Origin of the sequence: Aestuariibius violaceus, from assembly GCF_040779325.2 — a bacterium.
Classification (GTDB): domain Bacteria; phylum Pseudomonadota; class Alphaproteobacteria; order Rhodobacterales; family Rhodobacteraceae; genus Aestuariibius; species Aestuariibius violaceus.
The window spans coordinates 849,134-865,591 of sequence record NZ_JBFONT020000002.1; the positions used below are offsets into that span (position 1 = coordinate 849,134).

The window sequence follows — 16,458 nt, forward strand, 5'->3', positions numbered from 1 at the left end:
ACCGGGCAGCGATAACGACCACTTCAGAAAAATCGACGAACCTGCAGGTACAGGTCGTACGACCTGACCTCACATCGTCGCACCACCGTTTACCAGCATGTGCTGGCCGGTGATCCACGCGCCGCTATCGCTCGCCAGAAACGAAACAACCTCAGCAGTATCTTGCGGTGCACCGAGGCGTCCAAGAGGCGAAGCGGCGGCGGCCACCTCGCGCAGATCCGGCCCGGCAAAGCTGAACATGCCCGGTATCGTCGGGCCGGGCGAGACGGCATTCACGGTGATCTGTCGCGACCCTAATTCCTCTGCCAACACCTTTGCCCAGGTGCGGACGATGGCCTTGCTGCCAGCATAGGTCGCCATGCCAGTGCTGGGAAAATCGACAAGCGAGGATGAGATGGCAATGATCCTGCCATGATCAGCAACTGTTTTTGCTGCCTGTCGCAATACTTTGAACGTCGCCTTGACGTTGGTGTCGAGAGCCGCGTCCAAATCCTCGTCGGTGATGTCCTGAAAAGCGGCGGCGGGTGCCCCTGCGCCGGCATTCGCCACGATGACATCCAATTGACCAAAGCGGTTCAGCACGGTCTGGAACAGGGCCTCCACCTGTTCGGTTTGACGCAGGTCAGCCTGAACGGAAATGGCTGTCCCGCCGCTCTTTTCGATGGCGGCGATACAGTCGTCGGCGCCGGCCTGGTTCGTACTCCAATGGACAGCCACCACCATCCCATCCGCTGCGAGTTTCTGCGCGATGGCGCTGCCGATGGCGCCACTGGCCCCGGTCACGAGGGCGACGCGCGCCACTCCCGTTTTCGCTTTCCTCGACTGTTCCATATCAGGAATCAACCGGAATCGCGCCGACCTGCTGCATCAGGCCAAGAGCATCCACGAACACGTTGTCTTCGGCGATCTTTCCGTCGCGCAGCCGGTAGAGGTGCATGACGTTCCAGAACAGCGGCTTGTGGGTCGCCTCGAACGGTCCCAGCGGTCCCTCGTGCGTTCCGCCAAAGCGGTCATAGACCATCACGATGTCGCCTTCCGCGATCATGTCGAGCGTTTCTGCTTTGACGTCGGGGATGCCCTTGTAGAAACCCTCGTAGACGGAGCGCATGCCCTCGGGCCCATAGGCTTCTTCGGGTGGAAATGCCGCTAGCGGCTTCAATACGAAGTCCTGCGTCAATAACTCGGGCAGGAGGTCGAGATTGTGGCCATTGAATACCTCCTCCAACAGGCGGGTGACCACGGCTTTGTTGGCTTCGAGTGCTGTGTTGGTCATTGGTCTTCTCCATTTGCTGTGGTGTGAAGAAGATATGGACCATTTGACTAATCGTGATAATCTAGCATTGTTATGAATGACTATCCAGAATTCTGAACAATGAGACCCCCCTGTTATGAGTGACCTCCGCGACAGACGCGCGTTCTGCCGGGTGGCTGAGCTGACATCCTTCGCCGCCGCCGCTCGCGATCTCGGCCTGCCGACGGCGACGGTCTCCGCCGCAGTCAAGCGGCTTGAAGATACGCTTGGTGTTCGGCTGCTTGAGCGCACCACACGCAAGGTCTCGGTTACTGAGGACGGGCGCGCCTATTATGACCAGATTGCCCCCTTGTTGGATGACATCACTGATGTCGAGGCGCGGGTGCACAGCCGCGCCGCCACCGTATCGGGCCGGGTCAGGATCGCGGCACCCAGACATCTGGCCAGCGCCCTGCTGGTGCCGAACATCGCGAGCCTTGTGCGCCAGCACCCGGAGATCGAACTGGATTTCACACTGGCCGACGCCGCCGTGGACATGGTGGGCGAAGCCGTCGATATCGCCGTCCGAATTGGCCCACTGGCGGATACCTCCACAAGTGCGATCCGTCTCGGTGCATTCGAACAGGTACTCTGCGCCGCTCCGCCATGGATTGAGGCGCATGGCACCATCGCACGTCCAGATGAAATACCTTATCCACTTCCAATGGCCTACCGGTTCCCGGGATCAGCGCGTGGCTACCCTTGGGCGTTTACCAAGGACGACGAAACGATCGAGATTAACCCTCACGCTACCATCCGTTTTGACGATCTTGACGCCTATGTGGAAGCCGGGCGCGCCGGACTTGGGCCGATCTGCGTCCTGTCGTTCCAGGCGGCGAGCTATCTGGCCGGTGGAGACCTCATTCATATGCTGACGGACTGGCGTGGGGCAACCATCGACGTCCATGCACTCACTCCCGAACGTCGCCATAGATCCCGACGCGTCGAAGTTGTGCTCGATTGGTTGAGACTATGCGTTGCAGTCTGAAGCTGATGCCTCACCGCTTTGGACGGTCACTCGACGAGGAGGCCCGCTCGAAAGCTGGCGCTTGATTCCGTCAGTTTCGGTATGTCGCGTCTAGTTTTGTTCGAAACCATCGACCGGGTTCGATTTCCGCCCTACCGCCAACACTCGCAATCGGGAGCGTTTTCGCATTCCCTTGGACGTCTGGCGATAAGCCCGCTCCCGCCTTTCTGCACGAAGCTGCCTGTCTTCACACGACAAACGGCGCCGGTGGATTGCTGGAAACGAACGCGGCTGTCATTTCTCTTCCCAATGCCCTCATCACCCGCGTCCGATGCGGTCTCTCCATGGGCTGATCTGACCGGGATCGGCTGACGCCTCGACCGCCTCAGCCGCAACGCCGGGGCCGCACTTTCTTCCCCTGGGCTTCGCCCATTCCTCGCGAATGACCCCCTGGGTCCAAGAAAGCCCGGCCCCGGCGTCCTCCGCTGCGCTGCGGGCCACAGGGGCTGCGTCGGCGGTCGTCCCGGTCCGGACGATCGCCATCGAGACCGCGACGGGCGCGGGATCGAAAACCAAAGGAGAAATGACATGGCCACCATCGGAACCTTCAAGAAGACCGGCAACGAGTACGTCGGAGAAATCGTCACCCTCAACGTACAGGCGCAGAACGTCCGCATCGTCCCCGAGGACAGCGCCCCTGGCGAAAACGCTCCCTCCCACCGGGTTTTCGTCGGCCGCGCCGAAATCGGCGCCGCCTGGTCGAAACGCTCGAACGAGGATCGCGACTATCTGAGCCTCAAGCTGGACGATCCGAGCTTCACCCAGCCGATCTACGCCAACCTCTTCGACGACACCGTCGTCGAAGGCGGCGAAGAGACCTTCAGCCTCATCTGGTCTCGGGCTCGCCGCAAGAACGGCGAGTGAGGATCATCAGACACGCCTCGCCCGGTCAACCGGGCGGGGCGTTCTTGGTCTACCTTTGATCCTGCCACCAGAAGTGGCTTCGATTCCCCAAAAATCTTGACCATTGCCGCCCGGCCAAAGCCCGCTCGCGAGCCTTCGCATTCACTTGTTTTCTGCCACTTAAGCGGCAGAGTTCAGCGACTTCATAGCATTCTCGACCGTGTCGGTCGTGAGATGCTCATGCACGATCCGCCATCCGTCGCCTTCGCGCACCCAGACATGTGTGCCGTGCTGTGCTGCCGACACTTTGTCACCGCTAGTGGAGATACCCTCACCTGCAAAAGCGAATGTCACAACGGCGAGGTCGCCCGATATGCGGATCTGGGGCTCTCCGATGGGCGCGATGGACCAGCTGCGGAACCCCGACAAGGTCCAAGTGCGCGCGTATTCATCGAAGCTTTTCAGGACAACGACCTTGTCGTCGAAATTGTCAACGACATGGATCTCGCCGGTCGAGAACAGCGGGCGCAGCTTCTCGACGTCAAAGGGATTGGTGCCGATGTTCCAGGCCGCGAACCATGTGTTCATGCCTTCGGTGATTTGTGCGTGCGGTGTCATAGTTTCAGTCCCTTCAATGGCGGATTGTCCTGGCCAGCTTCGACCCAGTGGCCGAAGCGCGCCATCAGATGCGGCATAATGAGAAAGTTCAGAAGCGGGACGACGATCAACGTCAGAACCAGCGTTCTTGCAATCAGCGGCCAGTCCCCGATGACCGGCCCGGTGAGGGCCAGCACCAGAGTGATGAGGGGGAAGACGGCTGCCCATAGAAGGACAGCGCGCCGTACGGATGGTCTGTCGATGAGAATACGAACAGTCATTATCCTGCTCCTCATTGACCATCGTCGCTGATCAGCGACTGCGTGGTTTCGAGATCCGGGAACGGAACAGCCGACGAGCCGTGCTCGTGGATGATCAGCCAATCGCCGTCGTCCTGTTGCTCGAAGATCAATGTCACACGTGCTTCGGGAAAAGCAATGGGATCCCCGTTGGGCATGGTGCCCGATCCCGACAGCGATACGGTGGTCCAGGCGATGTCGCCTCTAACCGTGACGCGCATGTCGTCCGCCGGGACAAGCGTCCATTCCGCAGGCAGCGCCATGAAGCCTTCATAGTAGCGCGATGCGGCTTCCCAGCCTTCTACACCGTTGTGCGGGCGGCCGAAGTCGTAGGAAAACAGTCGTTCGTCTTTCACATAGAGATCAGCGATCTGATCAATGGAAAAGGGCTCGTCCGGACTGGTGCTCCAGCCCGCAACCCAGGTGCTGGTCAGGTCGCGCAGCTCTGCTTCGTCAGCGGTGTCCTGTGCCAGGACCGTACCCGCGGTGCTCAGTGCGAGGAGGGATGCAAGGGCGGTTGTTTTGAGAAAGTGTGTCATTGTCTTACTCCTTTGAAAGGGTTTCAAGCGGCTGCGGACGCAGCGCTCTTGTTTGTCAGTTGAGCTGCCACTTCCGAAAGTGTTTGCGCCGCGGCGGCCTGCCGGTCAGGCAGGTTGTCCTTGTCGACTGCTGTCAACTCGACCGCCACCTGTGTGACGTCCTGCACACCGACGAACTTGAGCGCATAGTCCAGGTACCGCGCCTGAAAGTCCCAGTCTTCCACCCCGCTTCCCGGAGCAACTGTCCCGCCGCGCGCGGTGATAACCACGGCAGACTTGCCGCTGAGCAGCCCCCAGTTCTCATAGGGAGCATCCGCACGGGGCTGATAGGTGTAGCCGGGTTGTGCGATGATATCGATCAGATGCTTGAGGACATAGGGCACGCCGAAGTTCCACATCGGGGTCGAGATCACGATCAGGTCCGCATCGGCGATGCGATCGATGACCTGCGTCACGCTTTTCCAGGCACGCGCCTGATCTGAGGTCGGGTCCTCGCCATTCAGCAGGGCATATTTGGCATCGATCAGCGCACCGTTGAACGCGGGCAAGTCCGTGGCCCACAGGTCCATCCGGTCGATTTCGACGTCAGGATTTGCAGTCTGGATGCCGGCCAGGAATTGCGTGGCCAAGGCGATCGAATGCGAGCGTTCCTTGCGTGGCGAGGCTTCGATATAGATGATCTTGTTGAGCGGTTTCATGGTTGGGTTCTCCGTTTTGATCTGTTGTCTGGTCCTGACAAACATCGCGCTGCCGGGCCTTGATTGCCAATTCGAATGGCCCGTTCTGTGATAGGCATTGCTTATTAAAGGCCGCTCTGGCAAATTTGGTTCATGTCAGGGTTCAGGAGATACGAGTGTTTTGTGGCGGTCGCCGAGACGCTGCATTTTCGCAAGGCGGCCGAGCAGGTCGCGATGACGCAGCCCGCGCTCAGTCAGCAGATCGCGGCGCTTGAAAAATCCCTGGGTGCCAAGCTCTTTGATCGGGATCGGCGCAAGGTCAGCCTCACAAAGGCAGGCAAGGTTTTATTGCCTGCTGCCCGGGGCGCATTGGCGCAACTGCAGGCGGCGGAAGCTGAGATCAAGCGTCTGTCTGCGCAGGAGGACAACCTGCTGCGGATCGCATTTCTGGAGTATCTGAAGGTCCCGCATCTGAGCCAGATTCTGGGTGATCTGATGCAGAAACACACAGACATCGACGTGCAAATGTCAGAGCTACATTCCGATGCTGTGGTTCATGCTTTGGTCGCGCGGGACATCGAAGTCGGTGTTGGGTTTTTGCCCCCTGACCATCCCGATTTGGCGGCGCGTGAGACTATGAACGGCGTCTGGATGGCCGCGATACCTGAGGATCATGTCCTGTCGGAGTTCGCGGAGATACCTTTGGACCGGCTTGCCGCAGAAAGTGTGATTACCTTCGCCCGACACCTCAATCCACCGCTCTATGATCGATGCCTGCGCGTGATGCAGACTGCAAACCCGGAAGCGCGCATCGCCTACCATGTGTCCCAACCGTCAACAGGTCCGGAATATGTGCGCGATGGCTTGGGCTGCTTTCTGCATGCATCCTATGTCTTGCCCGATGTACCAGCAGGCGTGACGCGCCGACCTGTCAGTGGCTTCGATCCGATCTCCATCGGCTTGATCTGGAGGTCGGATCGGAAGACGAAGGCTGTTAAGGCCTTTCTGGACGTGCACAAGCATTGGATCGCAGAGAACGTTTGACGCCTATTCGCTCAGGCCCGCCGCTTTTTCAACGATGTACCAGCTGCCTTCGTTCCAGGTGATGGTCTGGACCATCTTGGTGATCTTCCAGCCGGTTTCCGTGCGCACCAGCCAATTGTCATAGTACCCGATCATGGTCTGCACCGGGCCGCCCCTTGCGTTGGGCAGGTAGTGCTGGGCGTGCAGCATTGAGCGGACATAGGCCCACAGGCAACTTAGTTCGCAATGCAATCTTCAAGATTGGGCATGAGCCACAAAACGCAGTTTAATCGGTCGTCTTATCTTCGAGCAGCTTGTTCGGCGCCACATCCAGCGCCAGGGCCGCATGCCAAAGTGTAATGATCGTGACGTTCTGCTGGCCGCGCTCCATTGAGCTAACATGCGCGCGATCGACACCCATCTTCACGGCGAGCGCCGCTTGGCTCATGTCCGCTAAAGCCCTGTAGTGTTTGAGATTGTTACCAAAAGTCTGCCGGATATCCATCCGAAGACAAAGGACTATCGCGTATTTTAGTGCGACGTATTATAATACTCACTATGACAGTGCCATCCAGACAACCGAACGCAAAAATGCGGTCCCTCTGCTGTGCCACCGTTGCGGAAGGCCCTGCAAATAGGGCATTAACTATTCGGGCGCAGCGACGCCCGCTGGGGGATTAGATGGGCAATCAAATAAGGAAAAAGCTTACGGATACTCCCCCGCATAGCGACACGCTGACAGACTATGATCGCGCGCAGTTGAAACTGTATGCACGATTGCTCGACGCTGAAGCCGAGGGCGCGGCGCTGTCGGAAGTCGCCCAACATCTCTTCGGAATCGATGTTGATGACGAACCGGAACGCGCCCGCCGCGTGCATGACAGCCATCTGGTTCGAGCGCATTGGATTGCGGAACACGGTTACCGTGAGCTTCTGAGATAGGCACCAGCAGGCGCGATGCTGACGCCAAGGTGATGCTTTTCACGCATCACCTTATGCCGCTGACTCCTCTACGAATTCCCGCTTAACGCGAGCATATTGCTGTGTCCTCAGCGTCTAACGCTCGGCGCGTAGCAGTGGGAGAGCGAATATGCCGACGAATTGGCGAGACGAAACCAACTACGACTACATCGAAAACCTCGATGCGTCCGGGCTGGCCTGGGAATGTCTCAGGCGCAATCCCGACTACCGCGCCGCATTTCCAAACATGACCGAGAACGAGGCGGCCGCATGGGGGTTACGATTTCCCCGTCGATCCCGAGCTCAGGGCGACGGCCGCTAAGCTCTACTGGAGGCCATCCGTTGCACCGGCCGTCACAACACTGATGACGGATACGGCGCTTAGCAACGCAGACCCAACCGACTTTCGCCGCGTGATCATCGACGTCCGAAGAGGTGCGCAAGGCCGGTATTGGACGTGCATCCGCAGCGGTCTGATCATTGTCTCAAACGACGCTTTATCACCCGACCGGCCGCGCGCCATCGTCATTCCGATCGCTCCCGACTGGTCAATCAGGATGCTTGCAGCGGAGCGCCTGAGAGCCGTATGGCGCGGTCAGACCCCGCCAGCCTTGTTCACCCTTCAGCGACGCCGCCGCATCGGTCATGCGCTACGCACTGACGATGCGCGGCAGTCCGGTGCGCCGCTGCGCGATATCGCAGTCGCCTATTTCGGCGCACACCGAGTCGCTGCCGAACCATGGAAGACCAGCGCTTTGAAAGCGCAGATCGCGCGACTTGCAGCATACGGAAGAACGCTCGTCGGTGATGGCTATCGGCAATTGCTTCGAGGGAAATCAGCGGCCCGATCGCGTCGTTAGCAGCCGTAGTCGCCTAGCCTCGCGCAAGATCTGGCAAAAACTGCACCCCAGTAGGGGGTGACGATTTCTTCGATGAATCTTCGTCATCCCTCCCGGGGACCCTTCTCCGCTTCTCTGACCATCAGCCGTCCTTCGCATCCCGCGAGGAACCCGCGATGACCAGAGGAGCCCCAAATGCCCGATCCCAATGCCGGCCTGCCGCCGCGCTATCTCAGAACCCCTGAAGCCGCCCGATTTCTTGGCCTCTCCGGTCGAACGCTGGAGAAGCACCGCACCTACGGAACCGGTCCGAAGTATTCCAAAATCGGTGGGCGTGTCGTCTACGCGGTCGATGATCTGCAAGCCTGGGTCAGCCGCGGCGAGAAACGCTCGACCTCCGACGACACCGGCGACACCGTGCTTCCCGCCAAGCGCCATGCGGCGGTCTCGCCCGCCTATAGCGGCGAGAAGCGCTCATGAGTGCGCGCACGACCATCGAACTGACGTGGATCGAAGGCCGCATCGAACGCTGGTTGCGCTTCGGTCGGATCGTTCAGGAGAAGATTCAAAGCCGCACCGTCCGCACCGTCAGTGTCGATCCCGGCAGCATCTTCGCGTTCGTCCGGTGGGCGGCCAACGATTACGGCACCGTCGACAGCCGGATCGATATCCTGCAAGCCGTAAGCCCCGGCGAGCGCTATTCGACCGTGCCTCATGTGACGCCCGGCGGGGTCAGCCTTCTGCGCCTCACGGGCTGGCCAAAGGTCGAAGCTTTGTTGCTCGCTGTCGATCAGGTCGAGGCTGAGAACATCGCGCCCGAAGACGTCTGCCCCGACCACTGGCGGCACGTCCACAATCGCCTCAGCTGCAATCTGGAACCGCGTTCCTATACGCCGTTTCGGCATGAGGCCTGGCTCAAACGACAGGCGCTGGCCGCATGAAACACGGCCACAAAACACTCATCACCAGCACTGGCGCAATCGGCCTGATCGCCTTCTCGGCACTCCTTCATGCCACCCCGATCCTCATTTGGAACGCCTCCGCGAGCGTCTCCATCGGCTTCTATGCGGTGCAACCCATCGACATGCCGAAGGTCGGTGATCTGGTTGTCTTGGAACCGCCGTCATCGCTCGGTGACTGGCTTCTGGAGCGCGGCTATATCGGCGCGGATGTCCCGCTCATCAAGCATGTCGCGGCGCTGCCCGGGCGACGCGTGTGCCGCATCGGAGTGACGATCAGCATCGACGGTAACACCGTCGCGACCGCCAAGACGCGTGACCGCTTCGATCGCCCGCTACCCGTCTGGCAGGGCTGTCACCTGCTCACCGACGATCAGGTATTCTTCCTCAACCCTGACACCGATGCGAGCCTCGACGGGCGGTATTTCGGACCGCTGCCGCGCGACACAATAGTCGGTCTCGCGGTTCCGCTCTGGACGCGGGAGGCCTGACGCGATGGCCTTTCTTCTGCCTTCCGGCCGTCGTCTCATCGCCGCTTCCGCGATCCTGACCGCGCTTTCCGGTTGCGCCAATCCGCCCGCCGCTGAGGCGCAGGATACGGTCTCGCGCTCCGCGGAGACCTACGCTCCAACGTCCGACATCGATGCGTATATCACAGAAGCTGCGGAGCGCTTCCGCATCCCCGAGCGTTGGATACGCGCTGTCATGCAGGCCGAAAGTGCCGGCAATGCGCGCGCCGTCAGCAACGCCGGTGCGATGGGTCTGATGCAGATCATGCCCGGCACTTGGGCCGAACTGCGCGCAGCGCATGGGTTTGGTTCCGATCCGTTCGACCACCGCGAGAATATCCTCGCCGGTGCCGCCTATCTGCGCCAGATGTACGACCAGTTCGGCGCGCCGGGGTTTCTCGCGGCCTACAATGCTGGCCCCGGGCGGTACGCCGAGCACCTTCGCACGGGCCGCACCTTGCCGCGTGAGACCCGTCGCTACGTTGCAGTCCTTTCGCAGGAACTCGGATTTTCAGATGCAGTGCTGTTGCAGCCGGTGCGCACCGTTTCTGCCGATCGATGGCAGACTGCACCGCTCTTTGCGCCCGTTTCGGCTTCGCGAGAAGCGCGGCTGAGTGCAGAGCCTGACCGCAAATCTACCGATCCGCAGACCGCAGAAAGCCCGACCCAGGCGCGTTCACACAACAGCCAACCAAACGCGCTTTTCGTCTCCAGAACTGGGAAGCCAGAGCGATGATCGCAGCGACCTGGCTCCGCCCCGTTCCGTCGTGCAGCTTCGTATGGAATGCGGCAGACGGAGGATTGCACCCGATATCAACGACGGGAGGGCAAGATAAAAGGCCGGACGCGCGGGGGCGCTACGGCGTTGTTGTTGTTGGGGTTTTTGCGTGCTGCGCACTTGGTCACAGTGCTGCGCCCACAGCTACCGCTTTGATTCTACTCAGCTTTCACCGTGCCATGCCTGACTTTGGGAGCGCACGAGCATGAGCCAGCGCGATAACGACATCCGCATCAAACCGGGTCACATCCGTGACAAAGGCCCCTCGGCCAAACGGGCGAAAAGCTTCGTCGGACAGGTCATGCGCGCCGCGAAGAAGGCAGGGCATACCGGCAAGCATTTCAGAACGAGCGGCGGTCGCGCCGGCCGGTCGACCTTCGGGCGAGGCCGTTTCGTGAGGGTCTCACGCGGCCTCGCGCGAACGCAGCGCCGGGTCGTCGTGAATGCGCGCATCGTCCGACATCGCGGTCAGACATGCCTATCCGCACCGCTCGCCAAGCATCTCAATTATCTGAAACGCGAGGGCGTCACCAAGGACGGCCGAGATGCGGCGATGTTCGACAAGGAGCACGACCAGGCCGACGACCGCGTTTTTGCCGCCAGCACCGAGGACGATCGGCACCATTTTCGCTTCATCGTCTCGCCGGAAGACGCCGGGCAAATGGAGGATCTGCGCGCCTTCACCCGCGATCTTATGGCCCAAGCCGAGCGCGATCTCGGCACCGAACTCGATTGGGTCGCGGCCGATCATTGGAACACCGACAATCCGCATGTTCATGTGCTGGTGCGCGGCAAGGCCGATGACGGGAAAGACCTCGTGATCTCGCGCGACTACATCAGCCGCGGTTTGCGGGGCCGCGCAGAGGAACTCGTCGAGCTCGAACTCGGACCACGCAGCGAGAAGGAAATCGCCGCCGGTCTCGATGCGGAGGTGAAGGCCGAGCGCTGGACTGGCCTGGACCGGGCGCTGCGGTCCTATGCGGGGGACACACTCGGCATTGCGGATATGCGGCCGGGCGCACCCGATCTCGACGACACAGACCTCAAGCGCCGGATGATCGGGCGCGCGCAGACGTTGGAACGGTTCGGGCTCGCCGAAAAGCTCGCGCCCTCGGTCTGGCAGCTCAAGCCCGGCATGGAAGACACGCTGCGCGAGATGGCCGTGCGCGGCGACATCATCAAGACGATGCATCGGACGATGGGTGGTCAGGCTCGCGCACAAACCGACTTCGCCATCGAAGGACAGCCGGACACTCCCATCCTCGGCAAGCTGGTCGACCGAGGCCTGCACAATGAACTCTCGGGCGAAGCTTACGCGGTCATCGACGGGGTCGATGGCCGTCTCCATCATCTGCGCTTTCGCGATCTCGATCTCACCGGCGACACACCCGTCGGTGGGATCGTCGAGACGCGGAGCTGGTCCGGGAAGGATGGAGCAGCGAAACGGTTGGCGCTAGTTGGCCGGTCGGACGTGGCGCTCGACAAACAGATCGGCGCGGACGGTGCGACCTGGGCCGACCGATTGGCGCTCGCCAAGACCCGCGCGCCGCTGGCGCAGAGCGGGTTCGGAGCCGAGGTCCGCGACGCTCTGGAAAACCGAGCCGAGCATTTGGTCGGTCAAGGTCTGGCGACGCGCCAAGGTCAGCGCGTCACCTTCGCGCGCGATCTTCTAAAGACGCTGCGCCAGCGCGATCTCGATAGAGCCGCAAGCAAGATCGCCAACGACACCGGCCTGTTCTTCCGAAAGTCCGGTGACGGCGAGCCCATTGCGGGCATCTACAAGCAACGCCTCGATCTCGCGTCGGGCCGCTTCGCCATGATCGATGACGGGATGGGCTTCGAACTCGTCCCCTGGAAACCCCAGCTCGAAAAGCATCTCGGCCAGACCGTCTCAGGGACCGTCACGGCAGGCGGCGGCATCGACTGGTCGCTCGGCCGCAAGCGTGGCCTGTCGATCTGACCCGGAGAACTCTATGACCTCGAAGAAACACGCATCACCGGCCACTGCCATCCTCTGGGGCCAGATTCTCATCGTCACGGGTGTAGCGCTGCTCTTCGTTTGGGCCGCGACGCAATGGGTGGCCTTCCGGCTCGGCTTCCAATCCGAACTGGGAGACCCGCTAACGACCATCTTGGGCCTACCGATCTACCCGCCATGGAACGTCTTCGTTTGGTGGTACTGGTACGACGCCTATGCACCGCGCGTCTTCATGGAAGGCGCGATCATCGCAGGGGCCGGTGGTATCGCTGCCGTCGGTGTCGCGATCTTCCTCTCCGTCCTGCGCGCCCGCGAAGCGAACAATGTGACGACCTACGGCTCCGCTCGCTGGGGGACAGAGAAAGATATGCGCGAGGCGGGATTGTTCGTTGACGATGGCGTGGTGCTCGGCCGCTACCAGTCCCGCTATCTCCGACACGATGGCCCAGAGCACGTGCTGTGCTTTGCGCCGACGCGATCCGGCAAGGGAGTCGGATTGGTCGTACCCTCACTTCTAACCTGGCCGGGCTCGGCGATCGTCCACGATATCAAGGGTGAGAACTGGCAGCTCACGGCGAATTACCGCTCCCGCTTCAGCCGGGTGCTGCTCTTCGACCCAACCGATGCAAAATCGGCGGCCTACAACCCGCTACTCGAAGTGCGGCGCGGCGACAGTGAAGTGCGCGACGTCCAGAACGTCGCCGATATCCTGGTCGACCCCGAAGGGCTGCTCGAACGGCGGAACCATTGGGAGAAAACCAGCCACTCGCTTCTGGTCGGTGCGATCCTGCACGTTCTCTACGCCGAAGCCGACAAAACGTTGGCGGGCGTCGCGGCGTTTCTGTCCGATCCAAAGCGGCCGATCGAGTCGACCCTAGCCGCCATGATGCGGACGCCGCATCTCGGAGATCACCCGCATCCTGTTGTCGCGCAGGCCGCGCGCGAACTCCTGAACAAATCCGAGAACGAACGATCAGGCGTCCTCTCGACGGCGATGAGTTTCCTCGGGCTCTATCGCGATCCGGTCGTGGCTAAGGTAACGCGCCGCTGCGACTGGCGGATCGACGATCTCGTGACCGGCGACAGGCCGGTGACGCTCTATCTCGTCGTGCCGCCATCCGACATCTCGCGCACCAAGCCGCTCATCCGGCTCGTGCTCAATCAGATCGGCAGAAGGCTCACCGAAGACCTGCACGCCAAGCGCAGTCACCGCATGCTGCTGATGCTGGACGAATTCCCGGCGCTCGGCCGGCTCGACTTCTTCGAAAGCCAGCTCGCCTTCATGGCGGGCTACGGCATCAAGGCGTTCCTGATCGCCCAGTCGCTCAATCAGATCGAGAAGGCCTACGGGCAAAACAACGCCATCCTCGACAATTGCCATGTGCGCGTCGCCTTCGCAACAAACGACGAGCGCACGGCCAAGCGCGTATCAGACGCGCTCGGGACAGCGACCGAGATGCGCGCGATGAAGAACTATGCCGGACATCGGCTGTCCCCCTGGCTTGGGCATCTGATGGTCTCGCGCCAAGAGACGGCGCGGCCGCTGCTCACCCCCGGCGAAATGATGCAACTGCCGCCGACCGAAGAGATCGTGCTGGTCTCAGGTTCGCCGCCGGTGCGTGCGGAGAAAGCGCGCTACTATACCGATCCCCAGTTCAAGGCTCGGATTGCGCCGCCGCCGGATCGCACTGCCAGCGATGACTCAGTTAGCAGCACGGCAGACGATTGGAGCGGCCGCGAACCGATCGCTGCGCCGCCACCGAAGAAGCGAAAGTCAACAACGGACGACACCGATGGTGGTGTCCGTCGCGAACCTGACTTGCCGGAACATGAAGACATCGCGCCCGAACCGGCTCCGGCACGCAGCGAGTTCGCCGATCTCGATGACGAACCGGAGGATGATGCACAGCGGGCCAAGGCCATGCGTGACCGGTTCGGCACGGTAGCACGTCAGGCCTCGCTTGATCCCGATGACGGGATCGAGCTCTAGGACATGGCCGTGAAGAAGGAGCGCCTGAATGTATATTTTGATCCGGCTTTGTCGGGTGAGTTGGGGGCGTTGGCCGCTCGCCGGAAGGTTTCGAAGTCGCAGATCGTGGAGGCGGCGCTCGCGGCTTTTCTTTCGCCTGATGGAGCTGATCAGCGGGAGGCCGCCATCGTGCGGCGTCTGGATCGACTTACCCGCGCGGTCGAGCGATTGGAGCGAGATGTGTCGATCGGCAACGAGGCGATGGCGCTCTTCGTGAAGTTCTGGCTGACGACCACGCCGCCACTGCCCGACGAATTGCGCGAGGCCGCTCAGGCGTCAGGCAAGGAGCGCTATGACGGGTTCGTTGAGGCACTTGGGCGGCGACTCGCAAAGGGGAAAGCGCTTTCCAAGGAAGTCTCGGAGGACATCCCAGACAGAAAATCCACCGTCTGACACGATCCTAGCTTCATGCGAACTACGCTTGTCCCTGCCTCTCTACGCCTCTGCACTACTACGCCGCCAAACCTGTTGCGAATGATCCTTTAGCGGTCTTCTTGATCGACCCCGTAACCAGATGCGGGGCCGCGAATGACCGTCCACACTCTCAAATCAGCAGCGATCGAGCGCGGTTCCCGCATGCTCCGCACGGCGCTTGGCAGCGATATCGCGGCCTGGCTCGACGAAGACGCTGTCGTTGAGGTGATGCTCAATCCGTGCGGTCGGCTCTGGGTCGACCGGCTCGGCGATGGCCTCTGCGATACGGGGACCAGTCTTTCGCCAGAAGATGGCGAACGCATCGTCCGCCTTGTTGCCCACCATGTCGGTGCCGAAGTCCATGCCGACGCGCCGCGGGTTTCGGCCGAACTCCCCGGAACGGGCGAGCGCTTCGAAGGGCTCCTGCCGCCGGTAGTCTCGGCTCCGACCTTTGCGATCCGCAAGCCCGCCATCGCGGTCTTCACCCTCGAAGATTACGTCAGCGCCGGGATCATGGATGAGGCCGCAGCCAACGCACTTCGCAAGGCGGTCGCATCGCGCGCCAACATCCTCGTTGCCGGCGGCACCTCGACCGGCAAAACAACGCTCACCAACGCATTGCTCGCAGAAGTCGCCAAGACCTCCGACCGCGTCGTCCTCATCGAAGACACCCGCGAGTTGCAATGCACGACGCCCAATCTGGTCGCGCTGCGCACCAAAGACGGCGTCGCGACGCTATCCGATCTCGTCCGCTCCTCGCTCCGCCTGCGTCCGGATCGTATCCCGATCGGCGAGGTGCGCGGGCCCGAAGCGCTCGATCTCCTCAAAGCCTGGGGCACCGGCCATCCCGGCGGCATCGGCACAATACATGCCGGTTCGGCCATCGGCGCGCTGCGCCGCCTCGAACAGCTCATCCAGGAAGCCGTCGTCACCGTCCCGCGAGCCCTGATCGCAGAGACCATCGACGTGCTCGCCGTCCTGCAAGGACGCGGCAGCGATCGCCACCTCGCAGACCTCTCGCGCGTCACGGGTCTGACCACCGACGGCGATTACGCGCTCCAATCCCTTCTCACCAACCTGAAAGGAACCGCCACATGACCAGCCGACTCAATCTCCTTTGTCCCCGCTGGCCCATCTACGTCAGCGCCGCAGCGATCGCCTTCCTGCTCGCCGCCGGTCAGGCCGAAGCAGCCGGTTCCGGCATGCCCTGGGAAGCACCGCTTCAAGCGATCCTCGAGTCGATCGAAGGCCCGGTCGCCAAGATCGTCGCGGTGATGATTATCATCATTACCGGTCTGACGCTCGCCTTCGGTGATACGTCCGGTGGCGCGCGTCGGCTCGTGCAGATCGTTTTCGGTCTTTCGATCGCCTTCGCCGCGTCCAGCTTCTTCCTCTCGTTCTTCTCCTTCGGTGGCGGCGTACTCGTATGAGCGATCCCACCGACATTCCAGGCTTTACCGCGCCTGTGCATCGCGCACTCACCGAACCGATCCTGCTCGGTGGCGCTCCGCGCACCATCGCGATCGCGAACGGAACGATCGCCGCCGCTGTTGGTCTGGGCTTGCGCCTTTGGCTTGTCGGGCTCGTTCTTTGGGCCATCGGCCACATGCTCGCGGTCTATGCTGCCAAGCATGACGCGCAGATCGCAGACGTCGCGCGCCGCCACCTCCGTTATCCGACCTGGATGGGGGTGTGA

Annotated in this window: 24 protein-coding genes; 16 read left to right on the top strand and 8 right to left on the bottom strand. The window is 61.5% G+C overall.

Annotated features, from left to right (window positions below; genetic code table 11):
* Nucleotides 1–69: 69 nt before the first annotated feature.
* Both AADZ90_RS11390 and AADZ90_RS11395 read right to left on the bottom strand, forming a co-directional pair.
* Entirely contained in the window at nucleotides 70–801 is a 732-nt protein-coding gene (locus tag AADZ90_RS11390; RefSeq protein WP_367310112.1) for an SDR family oxidoreductase, read from the bottom strand.
* Between the two features lie 31 nt (nucleotides 802–832).
* Nucleotides 833–1,273 carry an ester cyclase gene (locus tag AADZ90_RS11395; RefSeq protein WP_367310113.1) on the bottom strand — a complete coding sequence of 147 codons (441 nt, stop codon included), beginning with the start codon at nucleotides 1,271–1,273 and terminating at the stop codon, nucleotides 833–835.
* Between the two features lie 115 nt (nucleotides 1,274–1,388).
* Here AADZ90_RS11395 and AADZ90_RS11400 point away from each other — a divergent pair, with 115 nt between their 5' ends.
* A complete protein-coding gene (locus AADZ90_RS11400; protein WP_367310114.1) occupies nucleotides 1,389–2,279 on the top strand; it encodes a LysR family transcriptional regulator in 891 nt (296 codons plus the stop codon).
* A gap of 567 nt (nucleotides 2,280–2,846) precedes the next feature.
* Nucleotides 2,847–3,182 carry a DUF736 domain-containing protein gene (locus tag AADZ90_RS11405; RefSeq protein WP_367310115.1) on the top strand — a complete coding sequence of 112 codons (336 nt, stop codon included), beginning with the start codon at nucleotides 2,847–2,849 and terminating at the stop codon, nucleotides 3,180–3,182.
* A 159-nt stretch (nucleotides 3,183–3,341) separates the two neighbouring features.
* On the opposite strand, the gene AADZ90_RS11410 is transcribed toward AADZ90_RS11405, so the two are convergent.
* Genes AADZ90_RS11410 through AADZ90_RS11425 form a run of 4 tightly spaced genes read right to left on the bottom strand, consistent with a single transcriptional unit; the run spans nucleotide 3,342 to nucleotide 5,294 of the window.
* Nucleotides 3,342–3,779 (bottom strand): YybH family protein, encoded by a 438-nt coding sequence (locus tag AADZ90_RS11410; protein ID WP_367310116.1) that lies wholly within the window; start codon nucleotides 3,777–3,779, stop codon nucleotides 3,342–3,344.
* Nucleotides 3,776–4,039: a putative antibiotic biosynthesis monooxygenase gene (locus AADZ90_RS11415; RefSeq protein WP_367310117.1), complete on the bottom strand. Its 264-nt coding sequence runs from the start codon at nucleotides 4,037–4,039 to the stop codon at nucleotides 3,776–3,778. The genes AADZ90_RS11410 and AADZ90_RS11415 overlap by 4 nt, the downstream gene beginning before the upstream one ends.
* A gap of 11 nt (nucleotides 4,040–4,050) precedes the next feature.
* Nucleotides 4,051–4,596, bottom strand: coding sequence for a YybH family protein (locus tag AADZ90_RS11420; RefSeq protein WP_367310118.1), 546 nt, complete (start codon nucleotides 4,594–4,596; stop codon nucleotides 4,051–4,053).
* A 23-nt stretch (nucleotides 4,597–4,619) separates the two neighbouring features.
* Nucleotides 4,620–5,294 (bottom strand): FMN-dependent NADH-azoreductase, encoded by a 675-nt coding sequence (locus tag AADZ90_RS11425; protein ID WP_367310119.1) that lies wholly within the window; start codon nucleotides 5,292–5,294, stop codon nucleotides 4,620–4,622.
* Nucleotides 5,295–5,426: 132 nt separating this feature from the next.
* On the opposite strand from AADZ90_RS11425, the gene AADZ90_RS11430 reads away from it, so the two are divergent.
* Nucleotides 5,427–6,317 carry a LysR family transcriptional regulator gene (locus AADZ90_RS11430; RefSeq protein WP_367310120.1) on the top strand — a complete coding sequence of 297 codons (891 nt, stop codon included), beginning with the start codon at nucleotides 5,427–5,429 and terminating at the stop codon, nucleotides 6,315–6,317.
* A gap of 3 nt (nucleotides 6,318–6,320) precedes the next feature.
* On the opposite strand, the gene AADZ90_RS11435 is transcribed toward AADZ90_RS11430, so the two are convergent.
* On the bottom strand, nucleotides 6,321–6,506 hold the full coding sequence (locus tag AADZ90_RS11435; protein WP_367310121.1) for a nuclear transport factor 2 family protein: 186 nt from the start codon (nucleotides 6,504–6,506) through the stop codon (nucleotides 6,321–6,323).
* A 76-nt stretch (nucleotides 6,507–6,582) separates the two neighbouring features.
* Entirely contained in the window at nucleotides 6,583–6,801 is a 219-nt protein-coding gene (locus AADZ90_RS11440) for a helix-turn-helix domain-containing protein (protein WP_367310122.1), read from the bottom strand.
* 176 nt (nucleotides 6,802–6,977) lie between these two features.
* On the opposite strand from AADZ90_RS11440, the gene AADZ90_RS11445 reads away from it, so the two are divergent.
* The 13 genes from AADZ90_RS11445 (at nucleotide 6,978) to AADZ90_RS11505 (ending at nucleotide 16,458) form a co-directional block, all read left to right on the top strand.
* Complete coding sequence (locus AADZ90_RS11445; RefSeq protein WP_367310123.1) at nucleotides 6,978–7,238, top strand: DNA -binding domain-containing protein; 261 nt, start codon at nucleotides 6,978–6,980, stop codon at nucleotides 7,236–7,238.
* A gap of 148 nt (nucleotides 7,239–7,386) precedes the next feature.
* Nucleotides 7,387–7,578: a transcriptional regulator domain-containing protein gene (locus AADZ90_RS11450; RefSeq protein WP_367310124.1), complete on the top strand. Its 192-nt coding sequence runs from the start codon at nucleotides 7,387–7,389 to the stop codon at nucleotides 7,576–7,578.
* A 91-nt stretch (nucleotides 7,579–7,669) separates the two neighbouring features.
* The gene (locus tag AADZ90_RS11455) at nucleotides 7,670–8,116 is read left to right on the top strand and encodes a DUF2285 domain-containing protein (protein WP_411997008.1); all 447 of its coding nucleotides are present in this window, start codon (nucleotides 7,670–7,672) and stop codon (nucleotides 8,114–8,116) included.
* Nucleotides 8,117–8,290: 174 nt separating this feature from the next.
* Entirely contained in the window at nucleotides 8,291–8,575 is a 285-nt protein-coding gene (locus AADZ90_RS11460; RefSeq protein WP_367310126.1) for a helix-turn-helix transcriptional regulator, read from the top strand.
* Entirely contained in the window at nucleotides 8,572–9,036 is a 465-nt protein-coding gene (locus AADZ90_RS11465; protein WP_367310127.1) for a DUF2840 domain-containing protein, read from the top strand. The genes AADZ90_RS11460 and AADZ90_RS11465 overlap by 4 nt, the downstream gene beginning before the upstream one ends.
* A complete protein-coding gene (locus tag AADZ90_RS11470) occupies nucleotides 9,033–9,545 on the top strand; it encodes a S26 family signal peptidase (protein WP_367310128.1) in 513 nt (170 codons plus the stop codon). Before AADZ90_RS11465 ends, AADZ90_RS11470 begins: the two co-directional genes overlap by 4 nt.
* A gap of 4 nt (nucleotides 9,546–9,549) precedes the next feature.
* Nucleotides 9,550–10,299 carry a lytic transglycosylase domain-containing protein gene (locus AADZ90_RS11475; protein WP_367310129.1) on the top strand — a complete coding sequence of 250 codons (750 nt, stop codon included), beginning with the start codon at nucleotides 9,550–9,552 and terminating at the stop codon, nucleotides 10,297–10,299.
* Between the two features lie 247 nt (nucleotides 10,300–10,546).
* Nucleotides 10,547–12,301, top strand: coding sequence for a relaxase/mobilization nuclease domain-containing protein (locus AADZ90_RS11480; protein ID WP_367310130.1), 1,755 nt, complete (start codon nucleotides 10,547–10,549; stop codon nucleotides 12,299–12,301).
* Between the two features lie 13 nt (nucleotides 12,302–12,314).
* Nucleotides 12,315–14,309 (top strand): conjugal transfer protein TraG, encoded by a 1,995-nt coding sequence (locus AADZ90_RS11485; RefSeq protein WP_367310131.1) that lies wholly within the window; start codon nucleotides 12,315–12,317, stop codon nucleotides 14,307–14,309.
* A gap of 3 nt (nucleotides 14,310–14,312) precedes the next feature.
* Entirely contained in the window at nucleotides 14,313–14,741 is a 429-nt protein-coding gene (locus AADZ90_RS11490; protein WP_367310132.1) for a ribbon-helix-helix domain-containing protein, read from the top strand.
* Between the two features lie 183 nt (nucleotides 14,742–14,924).
* Nucleotides 14,925–15,860 carry a P-type conjugative transfer ATPase TrbB gene (gene trbB / locus AADZ90_RS11495; RefSeq protein WP_425474920.1) on the top strand — a complete coding sequence of 312 codons (936 nt, stop codon included), beginning with the start codon at nucleotides 14,925–14,927 and terminating at the stop codon, nucleotides 15,858–15,860.
* The gene (locus AADZ90_RS11500) at nucleotides 15,857–16,192 is read left to right on the top strand and encodes a TrbC/VirB2 family type IV secretion system protein (RefSeq protein WP_367310134.1); all 336 of its coding nucleotides are present in this window, start codon (nucleotides 15,857–15,859) and stop codon (nucleotides 16,190–16,192) included. The genes trbB and AADZ90_RS11500 overlap by 4 nt, the downstream gene beginning before the upstream one ends.
* Entirely contained in the window at nucleotides 16,189–16,458 is a 270-nt protein-coding gene (locus AADZ90_RS11505) for a VirB3 family type IV secretion system protein (protein ID WP_055086476.1), read from the top strand. Before AADZ90_RS11500 ends, AADZ90_RS11505 begins: the two co-directional genes overlap by 4 nt.

Coding starts and splice junctions, on each gene's coding strand:
- AADZ90_RS11410 (WP_367310116.1), bottom strand. CDS start 3,779: ATGACACCGCACGCACAAATCACCGAAGGCATGAACACATGGTTCGCG.
- AADZ90_RS11425 (WP_367310119.1), bottom strand. CDS start 5,294: ATGAAACCGCTCAACAAGATCATCTATATCGAAGCCTCGCCACGCAAG.
- AADZ90_RS11465 (WP_367310127.1), top strand. CDS start 8,572: ATGAGTGCGCGCACGACCATCGAACTGACGTGGATCGAAGGCCGCATC.
- AADZ90_RS11445 (WP_367310123.1), top strand. CDS start 6,978: ATGGGCAATCAAATAAGGAAAAAGCTTACGGATACTCCCCCGCATAGC.
- AADZ90_RS11475 (WP_367310129.1), top strand. CDS start 9,550: ATGGCCTTTCTTCTGCCTTCCGGCCGTCGTCTCATCGCCGCTTCCGCG.
- AADZ90_RS11430 (WP_367310120.1), top strand. CDS start 5,427: ATGTCAGGGTTCAGGAGATACGAGTGTTTTGTGGCGGTCGCCGAGACG.
- AADZ90_RS11500 (WP_367310134.1), top strand. CDS start 15,857: ATGACCAGCCGACTCAATCTCCTTTGTCCCCGCTGGCCCATCTACGTC.
- AADZ90_RS11460 (WP_367310126.1), top strand. CDS start 8,291: ATGCCCGATCCCAATGCCGGCCTGCCGCCGCGCTATCTCAGAACCCCT.
- AADZ90_RS11420 (WP_367310118.1), bottom strand. CDS start 4,596: ATGACACACTTTCTCAAAACAACCGCCCTTGCATCCCTCCTCGCACTG.
- AADZ90_RS11435 (WP_367310121.1), bottom strand. CDS start 6,506: ATGCTGCACGCCCAGCACTACCTGCCCAACGCAAGGGGCGGCCCGGTG.
- trbB (WP_425474920.1), top strand. CDS start 14,925: ATGCTCCGCACGGCGCTTGGCAGCGATATCGCGGCCTGGCTCGACGAA.
- AADZ90_RS11505 (WP_055086476.1), top strand. CDS start 16,189: ATGAGCGATCCCACCGACATTCCAGGCTTTACCGCGCCTGTGCATCGC.
- AADZ90_RS11470 (WP_367310128.1), top strand. CDS start 9,033: ATGAAACACGGCCACAAAACACTCATCACCAGCACTGGCGCAATCGGC.
- AADZ90_RS11440 (WP_367310122.1), bottom strand. CDS start 6,801: ATGGATATCCGGCAGACTTTTGGTAACAATCTCAAACACTACAGGGCT.
- AADZ90_RS11415 (WP_367310117.1), bottom strand. CDS start 4,039: ATGACTGTTCGTATTCTCATCGACAGACCATCCGTACGGCGCGCTGTC.
- AADZ90_RS11405 (WP_367310115.1), top strand. CDS start 2,847: ATGGCCACCATCGGAACCTTCAAGAAGACCGGCAACGAGTACGTCGGA.
- AADZ90_RS11485 (WP_367310131.1), top strand. CDS start 12,315: ATGACCTCGAAGAAACACGCATCACCGGCCACTGCCATCCTCTGGGGC.
- AADZ90_RS11480 (WP_367310130.1), top strand. CDS start 10,547: ATGAGCCAGCGCGATAACGACATCCGCATCAAACCGGGTCACATCCGT.
- AADZ90_RS11490 (WP_367310132.1), top strand. CDS start 14,313: ATGGCCGTGAAGAAGGAGCGCCTGAATGTATATTTTGATCCGGCTTTG.
- AADZ90_RS11395 (WP_367310113.1), bottom strand. CDS start 1,273: ATGACCAACACAGCACTCGAAGCCAACAAAGCCGTGGTCACCCGCCTG.
- AADZ90_RS11400 (WP_367310114.1), top strand. CDS start 1,389: ATGAGTGACCTCCGCGACAGACGCGCGTTCTGCCGGGTGGCTGAGCTG.
- AADZ90_RS11450 (WP_367310124.1), top strand. CDS start 7,387: ATGCCGACGAATTGGCGAGACGAAACCAACTACGACTACATCGAAAAC.